This is a genomic window from Thainema salinarum CENA647 (assembly GCF_057732415.1).
On sequence record NZ_JBYJZJ010000022.1, the window covers coordinates 627,465 to 649,309 of the forward strand.

Genomic DNA, 21,845 nt, shown 5'->3' on the forward strand with positions numbered 1-21,845 from the left:
GCTCTTTTTTGTCTTATAGCCCAATCGATGCACAGGGGACTAAGCGAATATTCTGCCCAAATCCTCCTGGGCCTGTTTCTGAAATCCAGCCGCGAATGCCGAATCGCTCAATCGGTGTCCAAATTCGTCCCCGCTCAATGGGTGGCACTGTTTGGGTGACGCGCGTTCCGGTAATGCGGAAGCCCTGTCCAGGCGATACACCCCCAATCGTAAAGGCTTGCGTATTGGGCTGGGTGTTAATGGCTAGATTGGCTTGGGCAATGCCGCAGCCGATCACTGGCCCGGTTGGCGGAGAGGGGGGCGGTACAGGTGGAGGGGCCGGAGTGGAAAAGCAGGGCACCAAGAAGGCCGTCAAAATAAAGCCAGTGACAGGTTGGCTAATCCGAATCCAGCCAAAGTCGGGCTGATTGACTGGGCCAGCCAGCGTCAACCGAGTCCCCGTAGGCACATCTCGTAAGCGAGCAGCGGCCAAGTCCGCACTACTGTAGATCCGTTCGAGACGGCGAGTTTGACGGCACTGTCCTGCCAAATTTTGGGCCAGTAGCTCAGATTCTGCCGCGTCGAGAAGACTGGAATTTGGGTCGTCCGGCATTGGGGTTGAAATCAGCGGTTGAGGAACCTGTTGCGCCGATGATGCCGCTTCTGTCGTCGAGAAATTGGCTACTTGTGCGGCAACAGGGAAACTGGCTAACGCCAAGAATGAACTTGCGATCGCAATGCTAAAGCAACTGATGGGTAGTCGGTGGGTGAATGAGGGAATTGACACAGAACTTGCCTAAGAGAGTCGAAGGCCATTAACGGGCTAGGGCGAGATCAGGCCGGATGGTACCGAAATTTTCTGCACTAGCCACCAATGTCCCCCCAAAATCCCGAATATTATAGCGGCTACTACCAAATCTGACTCAATTAAGTCGGTTGACATCAATAAACTCAACTTACAGACAGAGGGATCGCCCTGGCGCTGGATGTTGCGCTTGTGTAAACCAACCGATTAAATTTATGGACTGTTTATAAGTGGCTGCATATAAATAAACACATCTAAAAACCGGGGGAGCGCCCCTGAGGGGCGCTCCCCCGGTTTTTAGATGTGTTTATTTATGCCAACCTACTTAGAACAGATGATGAGAAAGAGGACACGTTTTAGCTGTTGAATCTTTCAGGCCTTTTTTAGGTTTGCGGTAGGTAAAACAAATAAAACTTTGAAGTCCTGATGGAGTATAGATTTCAAACGAAAAACCAAAATGTATAGCTCTGCTGGTGATAATGAATCTAGCGACACGTTTCTGTTTTTAGAAATACTGTTGAATGTCTTGCCAGATCAGGGATTCTAGATACTCAAGCTGTTCTTGCTGCGATCTCAGTTATCTTCATTGTTTGGTAAATAGCTTGACTTAAATTCACTTCAGCGAAGTAGATGCTGTCGTTAGTACAACGGAATATAAACCTAAATCAAGCAATGCTGAGGCTTTGGCCAAATTGATCGGCGGCAGCAGCATATTCTGTTGCATCTTTTACGAAAACTCCGTGATTCTATCTACGAATGAAGCGTTTAGCGAAAAAAGGTTAAATAAACACAAATAATGACGCAAATAAAAAATATGTACTTAGGATATTAAAAGAAGCAATCTCTCTAATAAAGGGCGACAATCATTATGGATTCAGTCCAGAAGCAAATTCTTGCTCTAAATACCAAAGTCGATGCGCTACATCAGGTGATTGAACAAATCAACGTTCGGGTGTTAGACGCTATTTCAGCCCAAAGTATCAGAACCGGCAACAAAATTGGTTCTGAAGCCAAGGGCTCGGCTGATTTCAATTCCATGAGCTATCTAGATACTCATCCTCATTTTTCGGGTCGTGGCTTAGATGAAGCCTTTGGCCACAAGGATATTTTGTCAGATGGCGACTATTTCGAGGCGGATAGCCCAAGCCATGAACGCGATATTGATCCGGCGATTCAAATCCAGCGGCTCACGGCTCAACTCACAGCGGCCTACAATCGAATTGCGGCTTTGGAGGAACAGCTACTGGCTCGTCGTGTTCTGTAATAACCTGTTTGCTGTCCTCGCAGGTGGGTTTGCTCTCACCAGTTTTCGCATTCTCAAATTTGTTAATTAGGTTCTTTTGCGCTTCACTTCAATTGTTCGCTTTAGCGGCTGTTGTTAAATTGGTGCAAACTCAACGATACGGTTGACAAAACAGTCTCTTCGCTACGTTGTTGTCTGAGATCCGGTTAAAAACGTTTGAGTTCAGTCGCCAGATGCCGATCAGGCTCAAAGTTCTTCAGACTAGTTTTTGTTAAGCAACTTAGAATGCGGTGCTGGGCGTACACAATGCGTCCAGTACCGCATTTCTTGTAACTTCACATCCTGGGATTTCATAAATGCCTCGCTCAACGTGGTGACGGCTGTATGGAGTGCGATCGCAATTTTTCTGTTTTGCCTAAAATTTTTGAAACTTTCGTGTGCCGTTTTGGTGAGTGCTTGCTAACATCCTCTCTAATTGATTCGTGCTGGTGTGAGGAATGTCTACTTCAAATACGCTGTATCAGCCTTCTCTGCTGGATTTGGCAAGGCAAGGCAATTGTCAGGCACTCAATTATTGGCTCAGCAGTTTGCTGGAGCCGCAGGGCATGCACATTCGGGTGCAGCCATCGCGAGCCGGCATGCTGAATGTGATTGTGGATGTGCATCGTGAACCGATTCGTCGTCGTCTGATTCGGTTTATCTGCTATCACATTTGGTTGCTCAATTCGTCAGTTATCGAGCGGGTACGAATTGTGGTGCGCGATACTACCCAAGGAGAAATTCTCTGGCACCAGTCGGTGCGGATCAAAACACCAGCGAATAATACGACCTCAACCCGTAAGGCATCGGTTCGTCTTCTGCCCGGTAGCAGCACGGCCAAGAGTCGCTTCCAGGTTCTGCGATCGCTGTTTTTGAATCAGTTTTCGGCTTTGGCGCTGGTGATTGTTTACTGCTTCATGTTTGCCAATGCCATCAATCAAGAAGCCAGTGAAAATACGGCGACCTACTCTGGCGATGCGATCGCATTCGTCTCGGCAGCAGCATCTACGCTGGAACTGCCCCGCGCCACATCAGCGGCCATTGTTGAATTTAGAAACTATGCCGAAGCCCAAACCCGCCATCTGATCCCCGAGGAGTATAAAGGGCAAATTGTGCGCAGTGCTCCCGCTGCTAATGGTGAAAAAGTCGTGGCGCTCACGTTCGATGATGGACCGTGGGAAGGCACAACGGCTCAAGTGCTGGATATCCTGAATCAGCACGACATTAAAGCCACCTTCTTTTGGGTGGGACAGCATCTCCAGCGCCACCCCGAGTTGGCCAAACAGATTGCTGAGGATGGACACGCCTTTGGCAACCACTCCTGGAGCCACATTATGCACCCGTCCGATCCGCAGACCGTGGCCAACGAGATTGATCGCACCAGCGATTTAATTCATCAGCTAACTGGGGAAAGGCCGCTCCTATTCCGGCCCCCAGGCGGATATCTGGATACGGGATTATCGGAATATGCCCAGCAGCAAGATCATGCGATCGCAATGTGGTCAGCGGATTCTGAAGATTACTACGTGCCTGCACCTGTGCTAACAGACAACGTGCTGCGCCAGGTGACGCCGGGTGGCATTGTGCTGCTGCACGATGGCGGCGGCGATCGCTCGGCCACGGTGCAGTCGCTACCCCAAATCATTGCCACATTGAAACAGCAGGGCTACAAGTTTGTTACGGTGCCACAGCTCTTAAAGCAGGCCGTCAATCAGATGATGCCCGCTCCTTCGATTCCGGGGGCTAGCCCCAGTCCGCTGCATCAACCTGTTCCATCGAACTTGACGGATGATGCAACCCCACTGGCCATTCCGGATATCCCGCGATTCTAAAAGTCCAGGGAATGTTTGCTGCTTCTGCGATCGCATCTCATACAGTCGCTCTCAACCAGGAATGCCTTTCGGGGTATCAGAGTATAAATCGCTGCACGGCAAGTGTGCAGCGATTTATACTGCACGATGCTAGCGTCATTCAGGTCAGAATACGGGCGTTATTCGGTCTGAGAAGACGCAAAATGAACCTGTGTATTCCGGGAAAATACCCAAATTCCGCGTCATTCTGCAAAGCCTTCCGGATAGTCGGGCTTAACGTCCGAAAAGCTTGATAGTGCGTCGCCTTACGTCTACATCTGCTCGATACAGCGATGCAACTAGCGCGAAGGAGTATCCATAATGACCGATCTGATGACTGCGTCTCTATCTCAAGCCAGCATCTTAAATGCAATGACGACTGATCTGTGGCAGCAGGTTCAACCCCGCCTCCAGCAAAGCGGAATTTATCAGAAGATTGTGGCCTATTTTCAACAGTCTGATCCACACAGCGATCAGCAGAGCCATCAACGGTTTGATGGTAATCCAGTTGCGATTCAGTCGCTGTTGGATCAAATGGCCCAAACTGTGATCAATCTAGTGTCAGAAGTTACTCAACCGAGCGCTGACTTGACGACCCAGTTAAACTCCCAGTTAAATACCGATATTCCAATCCATACCGCACAGGATACGGAATCGGCTGCTGACGATATGGCGCTGTTGGCGGGCATGGCCGATGCTCAGGCTGAAACCACGGATCTTCATGCAGTGGAAACTGCGATCGCAGAATATCCGAAAGCGTCCCCCCTCACTAAACTAAAAAATCCGTTCCACTGGTCAGCCAAGCCATCACCTATGGAACTACGCACACAGAGGCAACAGGCCCGAGCGGCTCGTCTGCTCGAAATCGCTGATCTGCTCAAGCACACTCGTGAGCAAAAAGGCATCTCACTGGCTCAAATTCACCAATCAACTCATGTAACCATTCATCAGCTGCAACTGCTTGAAAACGGCAATCTGGAGCAGCTACCCGAGGATATTTACCTGCGGGGCTTCATTCGCCGCATTGGTAATGTCTTAGGGCTAGACGGTATGGCGCTGGCGAGTTCGATCCCGTCGCTCGATGATGTTGAAGCCCACACGGTCAAGCCATCCTGGCAAGTCGGGATGGAAACACCTCGCGGCATCCAGTTTCAGTCAGCCCACTTATACGTTGCCTATGCTGCTCTGATGGCTGGCTCCGCAGGTGGACTGAACCTGATTATCAATTCGTCTCAGCCGACAACGACGGAACTGCCGCCCCTTGAGCCATTGACGGAATCGAGCCAGTCCAACGATGACTTAAGCTACCTCAATCCAGACAGCCTCAAATCGTTACAAGAAGTTGCTCCACCAGAAGTTATGCCTTATTAATCCAACGTCACGTTTGTCCGCGCCAAGCTTGTTTTATCGCAGTAGTCATACGAAGTGTAGCCACATTAGACTGTAGCCACATTAGTTAGGACGTTGAAAATCTCTGAAAACGTGCAAACCTTTAAGGGATATGGTTCTGCTAGACCGTGTATGGTCGATTCTGACCGACTATTACCTCAAAATGTAGAGCTAACCAGCGGGAATAAGCCGTTTATTGCCCTAGAAAACCTGACAATTGCCTCTTAGGACAGATTAATGATCTATGTCTTATTGCCGAGGATGGCCAATTTGACGGTTTCTAGACTGAGTCAGGCTTTGGTTCATGCGCGAGTAAACCAAAGGATACTGATTTTAGCTTACAAAACGCTCATACTGGAGAACGACCATGACACGGCTATTTAACTTCGTTTCCCATTTGTCTCCTGCTAAGGGAATTGCTGCGCTCCTCTTGGTACTCACCGCAATTGTATTACCTGCCTGTGATGCTGGAGGAGACCTGGATGAAGGCGTGGGAGAAGAAGAACTAGGCGAAGAAGAAGGACTCGGTGAAGAAGAAGGGTTAGGCGAAGAAGAAGGACTCGGTGAAGAGGAGGGGCTCGGTGAAGAAGAAGGGCTAGGCGAGGAAGAATAATGAACCAACGAGTAGCACGTTACAAGACGTAAGCGTTCAATTACTAGAACAAGCGGATTGACCAGTGCATTGGTTGTCGAAGAAACGTAATGAACGTGTTCTATTAGCTGCAATTTTGAGTCAGTTCTCAGGGATTGGCTCAAAATAGGGTATGTCAAATAGATTGTGTCAAAGGTAAAAACTCAAGTTGGAAAGCGATCGCTGAATTCAATCGCGAAGCGGTTGAGAGCGGGTTTCCAGTCGCGAATGGGCATGGTCCACTTTTTGGCAATATTTTGAATTGCCAAGTAGATAACTTTTAGGGCAGATTCATCGGTTGGAAAAGCTCGGTGGTTTTTAATCACCTTTCTAAGAGTCATATTCATCGATTCAATCGCATTGGTCGTATAGATTGCTTTACGAATCTCCGGTGAAAAAGCAAAGAAGGGAATAATCCGCTGCCAATGATGAAGCCAAGACCTGCTAATGGTTGGATATTGCTGGTCCCACTGCTCGGCAAACTCAACTAAGCGCTGCTCTGCTTCAGTCTCAGTGCTGGCCGTGTAAATCAGCTTGAGGTCTGCTGCAACCGCCTTACGGTCTTTGTAGGACACATAGCGGAGTGAATTTCGTACCATGTGAACAATGCACAACTGCACCTGGGTTTGAGCAAAGACCGCTTCAATGGCATCGGGAAAGCCAGTGAGGCCATCACAGCAAGCGATGAAGATGTCTTTGAGACCCCTATTTTGCAGCTCTGTGAGCACTTGAAGCCAAAATTTGGCAGACTCGTTCTGGGTCATCCACATCCCCAAGAGTTCTTTGGTGCCAGACAAGTTAACCCCAAGCGCCAAGTGAATCGCTTTGTTGATCACCCGCCCGTCTTGTCTGACTTTGACCACGATGGCATCAAAATAGACGATGGGATAAACCGGGTCGAGCGCGCGATTTTGCCAAATTTTACGCTCCGTTTCAACCGCATCCGTGACGTTCGAGATCAGCCCGGCTGAGACCTCAACGCCATACAGGTCTTGCAGTTGAGCCTGAATGTCACGGGTACTCATGCCCCTGGCATAGAGGGACAAGATCTTGTCATCAAAGCCCTCGAAGCGGGTCTGCCCCTTCTTGACGATGATGGGTTCAAACTCACTGTTGCGGTCACGGGGAACATTGATTTGAGCTTCTCCAAACTCCCCTTTGATGGTCTTCTTGCTGTGGCCGTTGCGGCGGTTACGAGTTGGCTTGACGTCGCTTTCAGGCTCCGCCTGTTGCTCGTCCAGATGGGTTTTCATTTCCGCATTCAAGCAGCGTTCCACCAAAGCCGCCGTGAGCTGCTTAAGAATCCCTCCATCCCCCAGCAGGTCTTCGGGATTCTGATAGCCTTTAAGCAATTCATCCAGGAGTTCAGGTCGAAAAGTCATAGTACGAGTCTCTTAGGTTCAATAGTTCATTAGATCTCATCTCTGACCTTTGACACAATCTAATTTACAATCCCTCAAAATAAGCTTGGAAAAAATCGCTTCTTTCTCACCATTGCCCTATGAAATTACGTCTTGAAAATCTTTACTCAAGCTAAACGCTCAGATTGATATGATTTAGATGGAGAGAAGCTTGCGACTCGCTGCTATCGCGAAGCTTCACCATCCTCCAATTGCACCACATGCACAATTAGGAGGTCAAATCATGTCACATCATTCTGCTAAAGACACTCCAGAATTCACTTTAATACCAATACATCACGCATTGAATTATGTAGGTGATCAGCTAACAGAAACAACTCTGCCTGATCCGTGGGCTGCAAGCTCCTTAGAGGCAGCAGAGTCAACTTCTACCTTTTGGCAATTTCCGCTTGATCCAAAGCACGAGATTGAAGCAGCTCCAGCCCCGGATGGTATTTTGAGTGCGGCTGATCTGCCTACGCTACTACGAATTCCGGCACACACTACGGAGCTAAAAAGCGAGCCAGCGTTGACCTCTGTGGAAATTCTGTTGCAGGAGGAGCTCAAAATCAGTGCTACGCGGGATAAAACGCTTTGGGAGCATGTACGGGATGGATTAGCACTGTTGGGGTGGAGTGAATCGCGTCGTCAGTCCTCAATCTAGCGTTTTCCCCACAGCGTTCATGCAGGCGGTCTACGGAATTAGGTCTGAAAACCCTGAATTTATCTGTATCAGCGTCGGGTTGCCGGAGGAACGGATATGTCTGGCCGAGGGTATTGGATGGGTTTGACGGGTTGGGTTAGCGGGTCGTTGCTGTTGAGTATGGTGGCTCCATCGATTCTGCTGGCTCAAAATGCTCCTGCTCCGACTGAGTTTTCAACTTCTACACCATCACTGTCCCAACTGGCAGACGGAGCCTATCAGTTTTGCACCGAGCCCGATCCGCAGGATTGGCAAGACGGTGCGGGCGTTTGCCTCAACTTTGTTAAACAGGGCTCTGGCATTGATGGCTACTACGGCTATCCGCATAGCGATGTTTTTGTCTGTCTACAGGGCGAACTGGCTGAAGGATGGCTTGAGGGCCAAGGCTTGATGATTAACTGGAACAGCGATCTTGAAGATACAGGTGGCAACGCCCAGGTATCTGCAACCGAGCCAACGGCTGAGCAAGTCGAGGAAGCCTGGGATATAGAAGGGCGACTCTTTTTAAGTCAACCAGAAATGATCCAACCTCAAGAGACCGAGGATGATCAAATCGGCTGGATTCTGTATCAGCAGGCCAAGCTGAATGTAGAAGGGCTACACGCCTATCCCAGTCCGCGTATGACGCCGCCTAATCAGCTTTGTACTTGGCCACAACGATGATCCCAAAAACGGCGAGTGGGCTAGTCCTCGTCACAGGCAAGAACTAACCCGCTCGCAATATACCCACTCGCAATATTTGGAGACTAACTCATGACTTCAACCGTTTCGGTTTCCATCGCATGATGATTATCTTGAGACGCGGGTAGCAAGCGCTGCTGTTCTTCGAGCTCAACTCGATAGCGCTCGACATTTTCTTCCAGTTCTTGAATGCGGGTTTCTTGCTGTTTTGCCACGTTGTTCACGGTGATCATGCGCTGAACCCCGGCCCATACGCTGAAGATCCAGGCCAGGACAGCACCAATGCCCATCGCTGCCATGAGTTCAATACACAGCGGAGCCTGCAAGTCGATTCCTTTCACAACGTGGATGACGGCTGGTTCGGTATTCTCAATGCCGAACAATACCAGTGCCAGACAAATGACGAAAATTAAGACAAAGTTGATCTGACGCATCTTTAAGGTCCCCTAAATCTTGAGTTCAAAATAGCGCTAGAAACGCACGCTCCCCCTTTGCCTCTATGGTGTACCGCAAATTTTTAACAATGCGGGCAATCCCACAAAGTTCTTAAGAAAGTTCGTTGCAGATGGGTATGACCAACAAATTATGGTGAAGGGGGGAGCTGAGTTGCGATGGGGCGCACAAAGATCGGGCGTAGTAAATAACCGACTAGAACTAAAAGTGCGATCGCACATGCCCCAATGCCAATCGGGTTCGGTAACCAAAATACCACTTCGAGGTGATTTGGCTGTCCCGCTCTGGGCGACCATGACCAGCCTGTTTCACCGGGTTGCCGCTGGGGAATATCGCCCGTTACGTCGCCTGTGTCAACGACTTCCAGGGGCCAAGGACTGCTGAGGCGAATATCTAAATTGAGCAGTGAACCGGAGTTGAGTAGGAGTTCTCCTGTTGCGGTGCGTAAGCCCAGCGAAGATAAATCTAGGTCATAAATGAGCTGATTGCGAACCACGACCAGATAGTTGTGCTGTTGAAGACGGAGATTGGACTCAATCCCGCTGAGGGCAGGCATGAGCGTTCCGCTAGAGGAGGCCGGAGTGGCTAAATCCGCCGTCAGCAGCTCGGCCTGAAATAGCTGATTAAACTTTTTCTGGAGGTCAGCCCCGTTGTTGAAGGCCACTTGAATCTGCCAGTCCACTGGCGACACCTGCCGTACGCGGCCATCAAACTGGTGCGCTTGTTTCTTCAAGCTACTCACCCAATCCTGCACCGAGGGGCTATCGGCCACTTGTTCCGACAGGTGGATCTGCTGGGTGACGACGCCATGATTGGCATGGTCAAAGCGAATATCAATGTTGTAGTCGGCGCATCCGGTTAAGCAAAAAAGTGCGATCGCATATCCCAAAATTCGCCAATGAACCAGAAAACCCCTGTTGAGCCACTGTCTCATTACTGCTTCTCCCAAATCAATGCCAATCCTAATCTATAGCGGTTCTAGATAAGAACGAAAGAGCAGAGTGCCTCAGGATGAGGCACTCTGCTCTTTCGTTTTCTCACTCTTAACTGGAATCACTATATATTCCTATATCGGTCATGACAGCATCACCATTTAATCTGAGTGAAAGCGAGTTTATTCAGTTTGTTGAAATTCAGCAAGATAAGTACATGTAAATTCTGCGATCGCACCTTACCCTTACTTCTCAGGCTGCTCAAGTTCCTCTCGAACCGTCCGACGTAGCGTTTCCTCCAGCGGCTCACGTTTTTGCTGAATATGCTGTCGCAGCGCTTCATTGATCAGGGTTTGATAATTGCTTCCACTCGTCAAATTCAACGGCATCAGCAAAATCAATTCCGTGCTTGCAAAGATTTAGATGTGGCCTTATTTTTATCCCATTGATAAACCATTTAAGGCATGTGTGTACACATGTGCATACTAGACAATCGCTTCTAGGGATCGCAACAAAACTCCTCAATCCTCCACGGGTGACCCAAAGACGCGATATTCTAGCAACGTTGCATATTTCGCATAATCCAAACACATGACCGCCAAGCTTGAGCCAAATCTTCAATCGCAGTTTGATCAGTGGGTCAATTTAGCGTTATCGGGTGAGCTGTTACTGCGATCGCAAGCCCTATCCATCCTCGAAGATGATTCAATAGATCTTCTGCGGTTAGTGGCAGCAGCGGGCGATGTCCGCATGGCTCATTTCGGTCGCCAAGTCATGCTGCACCGGATTAATAACATCCAAAATGGCCTCTGTCCGGAAGACTGCGGCTACTGTGGCCAGTCCAAAATTTCGGATGCGCCCGTTAAAAAATATCCGCTCAAGACCGAAGATGAGATCGTTCAGGAAGCTCACGAAGCAAAGGCCCAGGGCGTTTATCGCTACTGCATGGTATCCAGCGGTCGGGGGCCAACGGCAGAGCGGACGCAGCAGCTTGCTCACACCATTCGGCGGATTCGCGACGAAGTTGGCATTCGCACCTGTCTTTCAGTCGGTTTGATTGACCCAGAGCAGGCCCAAATCCTCAAGGAAGCAGGATTAGATCGGCTCAATCACAACCTCAACACCAGCGAACGCTACACGCCGGATATTGTCACTACTCATACGTTTCAGGATCGCGTCAACACGCTGGAAGCGGCACGGCAGGCCGGACTCGATATTTGTAGCGGCATGATCGTCGGCATGGGCGAAACCAACAACGATATTTTAGACGTGGCCTATCGCCTACGCGAGCTAAAGGCTCCGTCGATTCCAATTAACTTCCTGGTGCCGATTCCCGGCAATCCTATTTACGACTTTAATCAGCTCACGCCGGAGCGCTGCCTCAGAATTATCTGCCTGTTCCGCTTTATCAACCCCACTGCCGAAATCCGCATCGGCGGCGGGCGCGAAGGCCATCTGCGCGGCTTACAGTCCCTCGCCCTCTATCCAGCCAATTCTCTTTTCGTAGAAGGCTACCTCGTCAGTCGCGGCGACTTGGTGAAGCAGGTGTATGAACTGGTGCGCGATGCTGGATTTGAGCTAGCCGAAGATGCGTTGCCCACTCCAGATGAGAGTTCCGCAACTCGCTATCGGCTCGACGACAACCCGAATATTTTGAATCCTAAAACTACACGGATTGCAAACCAGTAACTTATTTCACATAGATTCACTTGAGGAGGCAAAGACTGCATAAGCAGCCTCCTCTTACGCCGTCCGAACTTCTGGAGATGGAGCACCCCTCAACATTCCGGAAGTGCTTAGATCTTCGTCTAGTTGTTCCCAGTGAATGCCATAACCACCGCCGCAAACCTCCCATTCAGCACGTTGAGCAGGAGTCGCATTGAGCAATCGAGGATACCAAACTAGCGGTACCGTAATTGTGCGACCATCCATCAAATCGACGCTAATCGTGTCGTCTGTAAAGTAAATGTGTTTAACACGCGCATCTACTTGAATTGCCGAAATACCCATCCCATGCCTCCAGAAGCGTTTGTTGATGCTCTAGAACCAGTCCTTGCAGTTTTCGTAACTCTTTCGCACTAAAGCCAATATTGCTGGCCAACTCTGCGGATGCCAACCAAAACTTAGCCGATGCTCGATCTCGATCGATATGGATATGAGGCGGTTCGTTTGGTTCATGACTATAAAAATAGAACCGATACGGCCCGACTCTCAAAACTGTTGGCATATATGTTTACGCTACCGCACCCAATACGCTTAATTACAGTTAATATCCATCCCAGGGGCTAACTTGTAGAATGCCGTCTTCAGTGAAGACCACCATGAAGTCGGTGCGGGGAGATTGCGATCGCGGATTTAAATCGTCTTCTAACTGTGCCAATGGGCCATCATCAGCGCTTTCAGCGGCATCGTTCTCAGGTGCGATCGCTAATACTTGGCCATCCTGATCAAACGTTACCCGATACATCAGTTCGGATGGAAACTCCTGCCGCTCATAATCCTCACGAATCAGATCGTAGAGATCACCCGTCAGCGTTTCTAACGTCGCTGTATCCGTAATCTCGGCCCCTTCGGCAACAGGTTCAGTTGAAGTAGTATCCCCTGTCGTGTCCGTATCCGCCTCTGACGTTTCAGTTTCATCAACCTCATCAACGGCAGGAGACGGCGACGTTGCATACCAGGGGCTAACTTCAACCACACCTCTGGGAGTAATCACCACCCGATGCTGGCTGATCAGCTGATCGGGGTCAATCGGCTCAGACTGATCGCTTCGTCGCAAATCAGGTAGCGGAGTCTGATCAACCGCATTTAAAGCGGAATCACTGAGATAGCGATAACCCACAATGTTGCCATCTTCACTGAGGGCAACACGATACTCCAGATCCTCTTCGACATCCAGATTATCGGTATCCAATGCATCTACGATACGCGCCCGCAAATCTTGATTAAGCTGAGACACTTGCGCTTCATCCGTCAGCGGATTTGCTTGCTCCAGCACCGTCTCAAAATCACTGGCACTGGCTTCATCCAGACCAGCCGCATCAGCGGAGGCATCTGCATCAGTGGCTTCACCGTCCGTAACATCGTTATCAGGCGGGTTATCTGCCGCAGCATTATCAGTTTCACCTGGAATGGATTCAACATTCGATTGGGCCGCAGGTTCTTCTTCAACTCGTCGGACTTCTGGATTGGGAATAAAGAAGAAAGCAATCGCCGCAACCGCCAAACTCGATAAACCCAATGCTGCAGGCAAAGCCCGTTGCGTGATCGGTTCACCCGATTTAGCTCGTCGTCTCGAAACTGGCTGAAGCCGGAGGGAGAGATGCGGAAGAGTTTGGTTATCTGCCAAGGCTTGATCAATGGCTTCTACTAAATCAAACAGTTGAACCGATGACAGCCTCACTTCCGTCATACCGTCACTGTTGCCATTGCCGTTGGGACTATTTCCATTCCGCACAATCAGGCGATGATAGCGGTCGCCACCAGCCTGTAGCTCAACGAGAGACGATTCAGCATGGCGATGGGCAGGAGATGGAATACCGCTTAATACTTCTTGAGAATAGCGGCTAACCGCAGCGACTAGATTTTCGAAAAACTCACTGCCACCTGCCAGAGGCTGCTCCTGCCCAACAAATCGACATTCTGCATTGACCAGTACGCTGAGTAGGGGACGACTGTCTAGCGTAGCGGCCTCTTCACCGACACCCTCCAATACCAACGTACAGTTGGGCAAACTGTATTGCCGCTGAATCGTCATTACACTTCTCCATCAAATAGACTCGACCACAGCCGCTGTGGGCCATAGGTACCCGTGCAGAACAGCAGTTGCTCTAGCAAATCCAAGGCGAGTTGGTTGAGTTTTTCGTCGGTACTGTAAACCATCACTCCGGCACGACGAGGATTCATGCGAGAGCGGAAATGAGCTCGGAACCGCTCTAAATAGTCAGCCAGCCGAAAATGGTGTTCGAGCGAAAGCTGCTTATCGCTCAGTTGTTGATAACCCAACAGCAGTTGACGAATCAGAACCGTCAGCCGTCGTGCCAGGTTACAAATAATGACAACCAGGGCTTTGCCTTCAGTTTGAGTCAGCATTCTGCGCTGGCTGTAGCGGCGCAGAGGATTCGTACCGCGAATGCGCCAGAGGGCAACGCGATTTTTAATAATGCCTTGCAAACCAAGCTCTTTAGCCACAATTAAGATAGCTTCTGAACTGTCCAAATCTAGCGCCTCAATCGCGAGGAGCAAAAAATCAATTTGAATTTGAGCACGGCGAGGGCAGCTGCCATCGGACGTGGATTGGTCGGGCAGGCTCTCTAAAATTATGGGATTAGACCGCGCGGGTGGACTTTGTACTGGCATTGCCTTCAAAAGCGATATCAGCAGAATTTTAGCAAAATGCGACTCACATCTTTGACTTGTACCCTAAGTTCAGGGTTCCAATCCGATAATGAGCCACTGACATTTCCGAGCTTAGCGCAGGCGCTCTCCGGATTTCATCAATGATAAATATCGATAGAGACCTGGGTTGCGAAGCTCAGTATAGACGATTGTGACGAGACTGATAACTATCCTTTCACCTATTTCTTTGTTATCGCCTCTGTCCTGAACTGGGCTTAGCGTACCCGTAAACGGGTCTGCATTTATCCATTTAAGTTAAGAATGTCCTGGATGAGGTTAAGCAACATTTCATAATCAAAATTACGAATTTTTTGCTCTAGCGCCTGAGCCAGATCAGTTTGATTCGATGGCAGTGCTTCCACTAGCGCAAACATCTGCGTTCGATCGAGCTGGGTGATGGCGTTGTAGAGCTGGAGAAGCCAATCGTGCGGAAGCTTTTCTAGGGCGGCTTGCGTCAATTCGAACGTAGCGGGTTTCGCAGAGGGCTGTTCTGCATCCTGGGATTCGTACAGGTAGCGAACGCCTAGATGCTCAGCCAGTAGCTGAATGATTTCGGCTTCTCGGATAGGTTTGCGGAGAAAGGCGTCACAGCCAACGGTTTGAAATTCGGTTTGGTTATCTTCAAATGCTCCTGCTGTTAGGGCAATGATTTTCGTCGGTTTGTTCAGTCGTTGCGTGATGGATTGATCGAGTGGATACGTGGATGGAGTTGCATTTGCCTCTGGTTGCTTCCACTGCTGCTCTTGCTGTCGGATTTGCTGGGCAGCTTCGTAGCCGTTCAGATTGGGCATCCGAATATCCATGAAGATGAGATGGGGATGCCAGGTTCGCCAGCGCTCGATAGCTTCCTGACCGTTATTGGCAGTTTGGACTTTGAAGCCTAGATCCGTCAGCAAATCCTGGAGCAGAATGCGATTGCCCAAATTGTCCTCAGCGATGAGGATGCGATATTGGGGTTGGTCAGGTGCGATCGCAATTACGCGTCGTTGGGGTTCAAGTCGCTCATCGGCGTAGGTCTGCCCCACACGGACGGGCACTTCAAAGATGAAGGTGGAACCCACTCCCACCTGGCTTTCGACCCAAATTGAACCACCCATCAACCGCGCGAACTGCTGGCTAATTGATAATCCTAGCCCCGTGCCCTCTTGAGCCGAGTAGCGCTCATTCGAGGCTTGCACAAAGGGAGCAAAGAGGACATCGAGTTCTGCGGGTGCCATACCGCAACCCGTGTCTTCCACTTCGAAGCGGAGGGTAAGGGTTGAGGAAGAAGTTGAGAAAATTGTATTAGGTGTGATTGGGGCAGATGGGTTGAGGGGAGGGTGTTCATGGTTGTTTGGGCCATCGTTTAGTTGATTGTCAGGTTGATTGTCAGGTAGTTCATCGTTATCCGTTAATGGGTGTGTTGCTTGGGGCGTGTTTAGGCCATGACCCGATGTGTCGATGCTGAAGCCAACGCGTAGGGCCACGTATCCCGTTTGCGTAAACTTGATTGCGTTACCCAACAGGTTAATCAGCACCTGACGCAGTTTGCGGCTGTCGGCCTGGATGTAGGGCGGCAGATCCGATGGATAGGTCACGGTGAAAGTTAGGCCTTTGGATTCGGCTTTTAGCTTGAGCAGATCCGTCAGGCTGTCTAGCAGCAGGGGCAAGCTAAAATCCGTTGGGTTGAGCGTGACTCGGCCAGCCTCGATTTTGGACATTTCGAGAATGTCATTAATTAAGGCCAGCAGGTGTTCACCGCTGCGATTAATAATCTGGAGATTGTCTAAGTGTTTACTCGGCAACTGCACATCGCGAGCCATCAGTTGACTAAAGCCCAGAATGGCATTGAGCGGTGTCCGCAGCTCGTGGCTCATATTAGCCAGAAAAACGCTTTTGGCCCGATTCGCCGCTTCCGCCGCTTCTTTGGCTTCAACCAGTTCGATAGTGCGTTCAGCCACACGTTGCTCTAATTCCAGATTGATCTGGCGCAGATTTTCTTCGGCCTGCTTGAGAACTGTAATGTCCCGCATGATCGCCGAGAGGTACTGTAGCTGTCCGGTTGGAGACTTGTGAGCAATTAGAAGTAAAGAAACGGGAATTTCTTCACCCGTGATCCTCAGCAGGGCAGATTCTCCGACCCAAATGCCCGAACGGATGGCAGTCGGCACACCTTGGTTAATAATGATTTGCCAGGCCCATTCCGGATGGCAACTGGCGATGGGAATTTGGTCAAATGGCTGATCAGCGGGCAGATCGCGCAGTTGCTTGAGCTGTCGGTTCATCCAAATGATCTGGCCTTCGGGAGAGGCAATGCCGATGTAGTCGGACGAGGCTTCCAGAATCGCTAGTAAACGGGCCTGTTCTTCTTCGAGCCGTTTGCGATCGCTAATGTCTTCGGCAATACCCGCAATCCGATAGACCTGACCTGATTGATCGCGGATGGGAAAAGCGCGATCGCGAACCCAGCGGATCTCACCATCTGGCCGGATAATCCGATATTCCACTTCAGAGTAACCATTGGCGTCAGCATCTATAAACGGCAAACTGCGATCGCGATCGTCTGGATGGATCGATGCCTGCCAATTTCTCAGACTCAGATGTTGGGTCGATACCCCCCAAATGCGTTCATAGGTGGGGCTGACGTACAAAAACTCGTGCTGTAAGTCGGTCAGCCAGAAAACTTCATTGATGTTTTCGGCAATCTGACGGAAACGTTCTTCGCTAGCCCGCAGCGCTTCTTCTGCCTGCTTGCGCTCGTCCATATCGGTGTGGGTACCCAGCATGCGTAGCGGATTGCCCTGCGGATCCCAAGCCACAATTTTGCCGAGAGACAGAACCCATTTCCAGCGGCCATTTGCCATCCGCTGGCGAAACTCCACCTTATATTCGGGAATTTCGCCCGTTACATAGGATCGGTATACTTGGCCCACGCGCTCGTGATCATCTGGATGGAGACGCTGGAGCCATTTTGCATTCGTTTCCTGGAAGGTTGCCGGGTCATAGCCCAACATGGTGGCATAGGTGGGGCTAACGACGGCGTCCCCAGTCTGCAAATCCAGATCATAGAGTCCCTGATCAGCTGCGGCTAGGGCGAGACGGAGGCGTTCTTCACTGTCGCGCAGGGCCTCTTCCACCTGCTTGCGCTCGGTAATATCGACCACCACGCCTACGATGCGCCATCCGGTTCCATCTTCAGTAGCAACGACTTTACCATTAGCCGACACCCAGCGTAGCGCTCCATCCCGGCGATGAATCCGATACTCCTCGCTGTAGGGGGCTTGCGTCGCAAAACTGTGGTTTAAGGCGGCCAGTATCCGCTCCTGATCGGCCACATGCACCAACTGCAAAAATGAGTTCCCATCACCGGGGAATTCTCTGGGGCCATAGCCAAAGATCGCTTCCGTACGCTCTGACCATGTGCCAGATGCTGAGCTCATCGCTTCCCATGAGCCCATCTGAGCTGATTCTAAAGCCAGTTCCAGGCGCAATCGTTCCGACTGGAGCTGCTGCTCAGCCTGTTTGCGATCGCGAATATCTTGAATGATGCCAATAAAGTACTGCGGCTCACCGCACCAGTTGCGCACTAGGGAAACAGACAAGTTGGCCCAAACCGCTGTGCCGTCTTTGCAGATGTAGCGCTTCTCCATGACAAAGGTAGACGCTTCCCCGGCTAGTAAGCGCTGGATATGAGCTTGATCCTGAGCCAAATCATCTGGGTGGGTAACGTCGGCAAATGTTTGATCGAGCAGTTCTACTTCTGAATAGCCAAGGATATCGCAAAACTTTTGATTTACCTGCACCAAATGGCCAGTGACACTGGCCTGAACAATGCCCACAGCAGCCTGTTCGAACGTCGCTCGCAAACGCACTTCGCTTTCTCGCAGAGCAATTTCAGTCTGCTTCCGTGCAGAAATATCTTCAATCACCACGATGCCATAGGCGGGTGTACCGTCCGCCTGCCAAACCAGTGACACCGTTGTATTGGCCCAGAGGAGCGAACCATCTTTTTTGACGTAGCGCTTTTCTAGCGAAAAATCACTAATTTCTTGTTGATACAGCTGCTCCACAGCGGTCTGACTCCGTTCTAGATCCTCGGCATAGGTCAGATCCACAAACGTCAGCTGAGCCAGTTCGGTATGACTGTAGCCCAGCAAATCACAAAAGCGCTGATTGACTTTAATAAACTGATGGGTTTGACCTTCCACTTGGGCCATGCCAACCGCAGCTGAGCTAAACAGTGATTCTAGTTCTTGTTCCCGGATGCGCAGCGCCGCTGTCCGCTCGTCAATTAGAGCTTCTAAGTTGCGATTCAGCTGTTCGACAGCAGCTTGAGCCTGCTGCCGTTCAATTTCGGCCCGTTTGCGATCGCTAATGTCCCAGTTCACCCCGGTCATGCGCAGTGCTTTCCCGTCAGCATCGCGCAGGGTGATGGCATGGGCTTCGATGAACCGAATCTGACCGTCCGGCCACAGGATGCGAAATTCGATATGAAACTCTTGTGTTCCAGCAATGGTCGCTTGCAAACTGGCCTGTGCCGCTGCGGCATCGTGGGGATGCAGACGCTGCTCCCAAAACTGCGTGCTATGGATAGCCCGGCTCGGCTTCAATCCATAGATTTCGTACATCCGATCGTCCCAAAGCAGGTGATCTTGAGTCAAATCCAGATCCCAAATGCCAATTTCCGCCGCATTGGTGGCTAAAGTTAAGCGCTTTGTCACTTCTTGCAGCTGAGCTTCAGCAAATTTGCGATCGCTAATATCCTCAAGGGTGCCAACGATACGCGTGATGATACCCGTCTCATCGGTGAGAGGAAAGGCTTGCGATCTCAGCCAGCGCAGCTCTCCGTCTCCGCGCATGAAGCGATATTCCTCATCAAAGACCTCACCCTCTAGCTCACGCTGCACGGCAGCCGCTACCCGATCCCGATCCTCGGCATACACATTGTCTATCCATCCATTCCACGCATCCGCCGCATCAAATGTGCTGCCCGTGATCACCTCGCAGGCTGGATTGGTGTAGGAATATTGCCGCGTGGCGGTTTCAAACACAAAAAAGCCTTCTCGCACCGTTTCCGCCAGTTGCTGAAAGCGAGCTTCTTTCTCTTGCAGAGTCAGTTCTGCCTGTTTGCGATCGCTAATATCTGAAACTGTGCCAACATAACCGAGCAGCTTGCCATCATCATCAAACTCAGGCACCATTTGCACATCAAACCACAACACGGTGCCGTCCGGTCGGAGATGGCGACCCTCATTGCGGAAACTGGTCTGTTGAGCCATCGCCTCCGCCCAAGCCGTCAGTAACCGATCGCGATCCTCGGGATGCAAAATTTCGACCCAGGCATCCCCAGATACTTCTGCCAGCGCTCGACCCGTCAATTCGCACCAGCGCGAATTGACATACACACACTGCCCCGATGCATCAAATCGAAAAATGCCCACCGGAGAAATTTCCGTCAGAGTGGCATAGCGCCGCTCACTGTCTCGCAATGCCAATTCCGCTTGTTTGCGATCGGTAATGTCGATATAAACACCAAACATACCGACCGTCCCGTTTAGATCCGGGAAAGGGCCAACAATCCGGTGAAAGTATCGGTCTTGTCCCGCCACCGTTTCCCATTCTTCAAAATGAAGATATTCTCCGAGCTGACAGCGCCGCTTACTCTCAAAATAGACTGGAGCATAATTGGGTAAATTCGGTACATCGGCAGGAACCGCCCCCAGATGATTACCAAACCGCTCGATATTGACCGTATTTTGCAGTACCAGTCGATCTTGGGCATCGCGCATCCACACCCCAAACGGCAGTGCATCAATCAGCATTTGCAGCCGCTGCTCACTCATTTGCAAAGCCGCTTCCGCCTGTTTGCGCTCTGTAATATCTCGAACAATGACTAAAACTTCGTCTTGGCTAGTCGGTGAAATGCGAACTTCCTCCGTCGCATTGAATTCGCCGTTAAAAAACTCCTGTTCGTAAATCTGTAGTTCGCCTGTTGCTAATGCTTGCTGAATATGGTTCAGGCGCAGATCCGCTAGATGAGTCGGTAGTCCTTGATCATAGATGTTCAAGCCAATCAGCGCTGTCCCCCCCACAACGGTCATGTTGCTGGCCGTAAACAGATCAAGGTACATCCCCTCACGGTTCATGCAAATAATCAGATCGGGCAGAGCCCTGATTAAATCGCGATGCCTGCGCTCGCTGTCCTGTACCGCTGCTTCGCCGCGTTTTCGCTGATCCAGATCAAGCAGCACCCCAAGAACGTGCTCTAGCTCACCCATTGCGGAATATTGGCCTTGCCCTTTGAAATATCGCCAAACCCAGCGTTCATCCAAAAGCTGATATCGATATTCCGCTTCAAATGCGGTTCGCTGCGCTAATCCCTGTTCAATCGTTTGCAGCACGGCCTCCCGATCGGCGGGATGAATGCGATCGCACCATACTTCAAACATGTCATCTAGGCCAGATGGCAGCTCTAGCAGTGTTTCCATCCCCCCGTACCAAATATATTGACCTGTGTCAGGCCACCAGCACCAAGCCCCAATACCCGCAAATTCTAGGCTCAGCAGCAGTTGCGTTTCTGTCTGGTGTAAGGCTCGTTCTGCTTGACTCAGGGCAGCTTCTGTTTGCTTGCAATTGCACCGATCTTCGACCCGACTCGTTTCATCTGACCTATTCTCTACAGCCGTAAGCTGCTGTAACTGCCGCTGCTGCCAAAGGAGCTGTATCGTATGCCGTAGGCGCAGTGGATTGAGTTGAGACTTGACTAAGTAATCCTGCACGCCAGCCTGTAGAGCTATCGAGGCTAATTCCTCATCCTCATCATTGAGGAGCAATAGAAAACTGGGTGGCATATCTGGCCAGACGGCTTGCAGCTGTACCCAGTGGGTTTCATAAACAGGTTGAGCCAAGAACACAATCTGGGGCTGTGGAGGATCGGCGATTGACCTTGCCGTCTCGCCAAGAATCGCAGTCCAATCAAGGTCTAAAACGGTCGGCTGCCAAGTTGGGTCTACGGTCAATAACTGTCGGCAACGCGCTTGTTCTGCTGGTGAATCGAGCAACAACACAATGGTTGGATCAACATTCGTCATGACAGGATGACCCTTGGAGGGTGAGGGTGAACGTGGTCGGTCGTCTTTTAGGGATAATGCTATCGACGAATATAGTCTTTTTCCCTAGTAGTCTGTCAGCTTTGTTTTGATAGTTCCCAGGGTTGAGGAGTCGCGCAATACGCGATTCCTCAACCCTCAATCCAAACCTGACACAGCACCAGAAAACGCTTGACCAAGTTGGCCATCAGCTTTGCTCAGCACTTGAAAGTAAGGCGCGAGGCGTGAGGCGTGAGGCGTGAAGGCTGTAAAGA

At 50.5% G+C, this 21,845-nt stretch carries 17 protein-coding genes; 7 read left to right on the forward strand and 10 right to left on the reverse strand.

All coding sequences use genetic code 11. The annotated features are described in order from the left end of the window. Positions 1-13: 13 nt before the first annotated feature. A complete protein-coding gene (locus AC286M_RS09555; RefSeq protein WP_488204158.1) occupies positions 14-766 on the reverse strand; it encodes a hypothetical protein in 753 nt (250 codons plus the stop codon). Positions 767-1,652: 886 nt separating this feature from the next. Between AC286M_RS09555 and AC286M_RS09560 the strand changes: the two genes are divergently transcribed. The 4 genes from AC286M_RS09560 (at position 1,653) to AC286M_RS09575 (ending at position 5,918) form a co-directional block, all read left to right on the forward strand. Beyond that, positions 1,653-2,048 (forward strand): hypothetical protein, encoded by a 396-nt coding sequence (locus AC286M_RS09560; RefSeq protein ID WP_488204159.1) that lies wholly within the window; start codon positions 1,653-1,655, stop codon positions 2,046-2,048. A 476-nt stretch (positions 2,049-2,524) separates the two neighbouring features. Then, complete coding sequence (locus AC286M_RS09565; RefSeq protein WP_488204160.1) at positions 2,525-3,898, forward strand: polysaccharide deacetylase family protein; 1,374 nt, start codon at positions 2,525-2,527, stop codon at positions 3,896-3,898. A gap of 339 nt (positions 3,899-4,237) precedes the next feature. After that, positions 4,238-5,287 carry a helix-turn-helix domain-containing protein gene (locus AC286M_RS09570; protein WP_488204161.1) on the forward strand — a complete coding sequence of 350 codons (1,050 nt, stop codon included), beginning with the start codon at positions 4,238-4,240 and terminating at the stop codon, positions 5,285-5,287. A 385-nt stretch (positions 5,288-5,672) separates the two neighbouring features. Further along, positions 5,673-5,918 (forward strand): hypothetical protein, encoded by a 246-nt coding sequence (locus AC286M_RS09575; RefSeq protein WP_488204162.1) that lies wholly within the window; start codon positions 5,673-5,675, stop codon positions 5,916-5,918. Between the two features lie 182 nt (positions 5,919-6,100). Here AC286M_RS09575 and AC286M_RS09580 read toward each other — a convergent pair whose 3' ends face one another. After that, positions 6,101-7,318 (reverse strand): IS256 family transposase, encoded by a 1,218-nt coding sequence (locus AC286M_RS09580; RefSeq protein ID WP_488202914.1) that lies wholly within the window; start codon positions 7,316-7,318, stop codon positions 6,101-6,103. Between the two features lie 262 nt (positions 7,319-7,580). Here AC286M_RS09580 and AC286M_RS09585 point away from each other — a divergent pair, with 262 nt between their 5' ends. After that, positions 7,581-8,000, forward strand: a complete 420-nt coding sequence (locus tag AC286M_RS09585; RefSeq protein ID WP_488204163.1) for a hypothetical protein — start codon at positions 7,581-7,583, stop codon at positions 7,998-8,000. Between the two features lie 96 nt (positions 8,001-8,096). Further along, complete coding sequence (locus AC286M_RS09590) at positions 8,097-8,702, forward strand: hypothetical protein (RefSeq protein ID WP_488204164.1); 606 nt, start codon at positions 8,097-8,099, stop codon at positions 8,700-8,702. 83 nt (positions 8,703-8,785) lie between these two features. On the opposite strand, the gene AC286M_RS09595 is transcribed toward AC286M_RS09590, so the two are convergent. The 3 genes from AC286M_RS09595 to AC286M_RS09605 form a co-directional block, all read right to left on the reverse strand. Then, positions 8,786-9,154, reverse strand: coding sequence for a LapA family protein (locus AC286M_RS09595; protein WP_488204165.1), 369 nt, complete (start codon positions 9,152-9,154; stop codon positions 8,786-8,788). A gap of 149 nt (positions 9,155-9,303) precedes the next feature. Then, on the reverse strand, positions 9,304-10,107 hold the full coding sequence (locus tag AC286M_RS09600; protein WP_488204166.1) for a DUF3153 domain-containing protein: 804 nt from the start codon (positions 10,105-10,107) through the stop codon (positions 9,304-9,306). 243 nt (positions 10,108-10,350) lie between these two features. Then, a complete protein-coding gene (locus AC286M_RS09605; protein ID WP_488204167.1) occupies positions 10,351-10,500 on the reverse strand; it encodes a hypothetical protein in 150 nt (49 codons plus the stop codon). Positions 10,501-10,696: 196 nt separating this feature from the next. Here AC286M_RS09605 and bioB point away from each other — a divergent pair, with 196 nt between their 5' ends. Next, complete coding sequence (gene bioB, locus AC286M_RS09610) at positions 10,697-11,794, forward strand: biotin synthase BioB (protein WP_488204168.1); 1,098 nt, start codon at positions 10,697-10,699, stop codon at positions 11,792-11,794. A gap of 54 nt (positions 11,795-11,848) precedes the next feature. On the opposite strand, the gene AC286M_RS09615 is transcribed toward bioB, so the two are convergent. The 5 genes from AC286M_RS09615 to AC286M_RS09635 all read right to left on the reverse strand — a co-directional run bounded on the left by AC286M_RS09615 (position 11,849) and on the right by AC286M_RS09635 (position 21,573). Then, positions 11,849-12,115, reverse strand: a complete 267-nt coding sequence (locus tag AC286M_RS09615; RefSeq protein WP_488204169.1) for a DUF2442 domain-containing protein — start codon at positions 12,113-12,115, stop codon at positions 11,849-11,851. Beyond that, complete coding sequence (locus AC286M_RS09620; protein ID WP_488204170.1) at positions 12,078-12,332, reverse strand: DUF4160 domain-containing protein; 255 nt, start codon at positions 12,330-12,332, stop codon at positions 12,078-12,080. The genes AC286M_RS09615 and AC286M_RS09620 overlap by 38 nt, the downstream gene beginning before the upstream one ends. Before the next feature lie 39 nt (positions 12,333-12,371). After that, entirely contained in the window at positions 12,372-13,862 is a 1,491-nt protein-coding gene (locus AC286M_RS09625) for a DUF4335 domain-containing protein (RefSeq protein WP_488204171.1), read from the reverse strand. Next, positions 13,862-14,464, reverse strand: a complete 603-nt coding sequence (locus AC286M_RS09630) for a DUF3038 domain-containing protein (RefSeq protein WP_488204172.1) — start codon at positions 14,462-14,464, stop codon at positions 13,862-13,864. The genes AC286M_RS09625 and AC286M_RS09630 overlap by 1 nt, the downstream gene beginning before the upstream one ends. Before the next feature lie 281 nt (positions 14,465-14,745). Next, positions 14,746-21,573 (reverse strand): PAS domain S-box protein, encoded by a 6,828-nt coding sequence (locus AC286M_RS09635; protein WP_488204173.1) that lies wholly within the window; start codon positions 21,571-21,573, stop codon positions 14,746-14,748. Positions 21,574-21,845: the final 272 nt, after the last annotated feature.

Bases quoted from the DNA above. Each gene is read 5' to 3' on its own strand.
- AC286M_RS09560 (WP_488204159.1), top strand. From the start codon at position 1,653: ATGGATTCAGTCCAGAAGCAAATTCTTGCTCTAAATACCAAAGTCGAT.
- AC286M_RS09565 (WP_488204160.1), top strand. From the start codon at position 2,525: ATGTCTACTTCAAATACGCTGTATCAGCCTTCTCTGCTGGATTTGGCA.
- AC286M_RS09570 (WP_488204161.1), top strand. From the start codon at position 4,238: ATGACCGATCTGATGACTGCGTCTCTATCTCAAGCCAGCATCTTAAAT.
- AC286M_RS09575 (WP_488204162.1), top strand. From the start codon at position 5,673: ATGACACGGCTATTTAACTTCGTTTCCCATTTGTCTCCTGCTAAGGGA.
- AC286M_RS09580 (WP_488202914.1), bottom strand. From the start codon at position 7,318: ATGACTTTTCGACCTGAACTCCTGGATGAATTGCTTAAAGGCTATCAG.
- AC286M_RS09585 (WP_488204163.1), top strand. From the start codon at position 7,581: ATGTCACATCATTCTGCTAAAGACACTCCAGAATTCACTTTAATACCA.
- AC286M_RS09590 (WP_488204164.1), top strand. From the start codon at position 8,097: ATGTCTGGCCGAGGGTATTGGATGGGTTTGACGGGTTGGGTTAGCGGG.
- AC286M_RS09595 (WP_488204165.1), bottom strand. From the start codon at position 9,154: ATGCGTCAGATCAACTTTGTCTTAATTTTCGTCATTTGTCTGGCACTG.
- AC286M_RS09600 (WP_488204166.1), bottom strand. From the start codon at position 10,107: ATGAGACAGTGGCTCAACAGGGGTTTTCTGGTTCATTGGCGAATTTTG.
- bioB (WP_488204168.1), top strand. From the start codon at position 10,697: ATGACCGCCAAGCTTGAGCCAAATCTTCAATCGCAGTTTGATCAGTGG.
- AC286M_RS09615 (WP_488204169.1), bottom strand. From the start codon at position 12,115: ATGGGTATTTCGGCAATTCAAGTAGATGCGCGTGTTAAACACATTTAC.
- AC286M_RS09620 (WP_488204170.1), bottom strand. From the start codon at position 12,332: ATGCCAACAGTTTTGAGAGTCGGGCCGTATCGGTTCTATTTTTATAGT.
- AC286M_RS09625 (WP_488204171.1), bottom strand. From the start codon at position 13,862: ATGACGATTCAGCGGCAATACAGTTTGCCCAACTGTACGTTGGTATTG.
- AC286M_RS09630 (WP_488204172.1), bottom strand. From the start codon at position 14,464: ATGCCAGTACAAAGTCCACCCGCGCGGTCTAATCCCATAATTTTAGAG.
- AC286M_RS09635 (WP_488204173.1), bottom strand. From the start codon at position 21,573: ATGACGAATGTTGATCCAACCATTGTGTTGTTGCTCGATTCACCAGCA.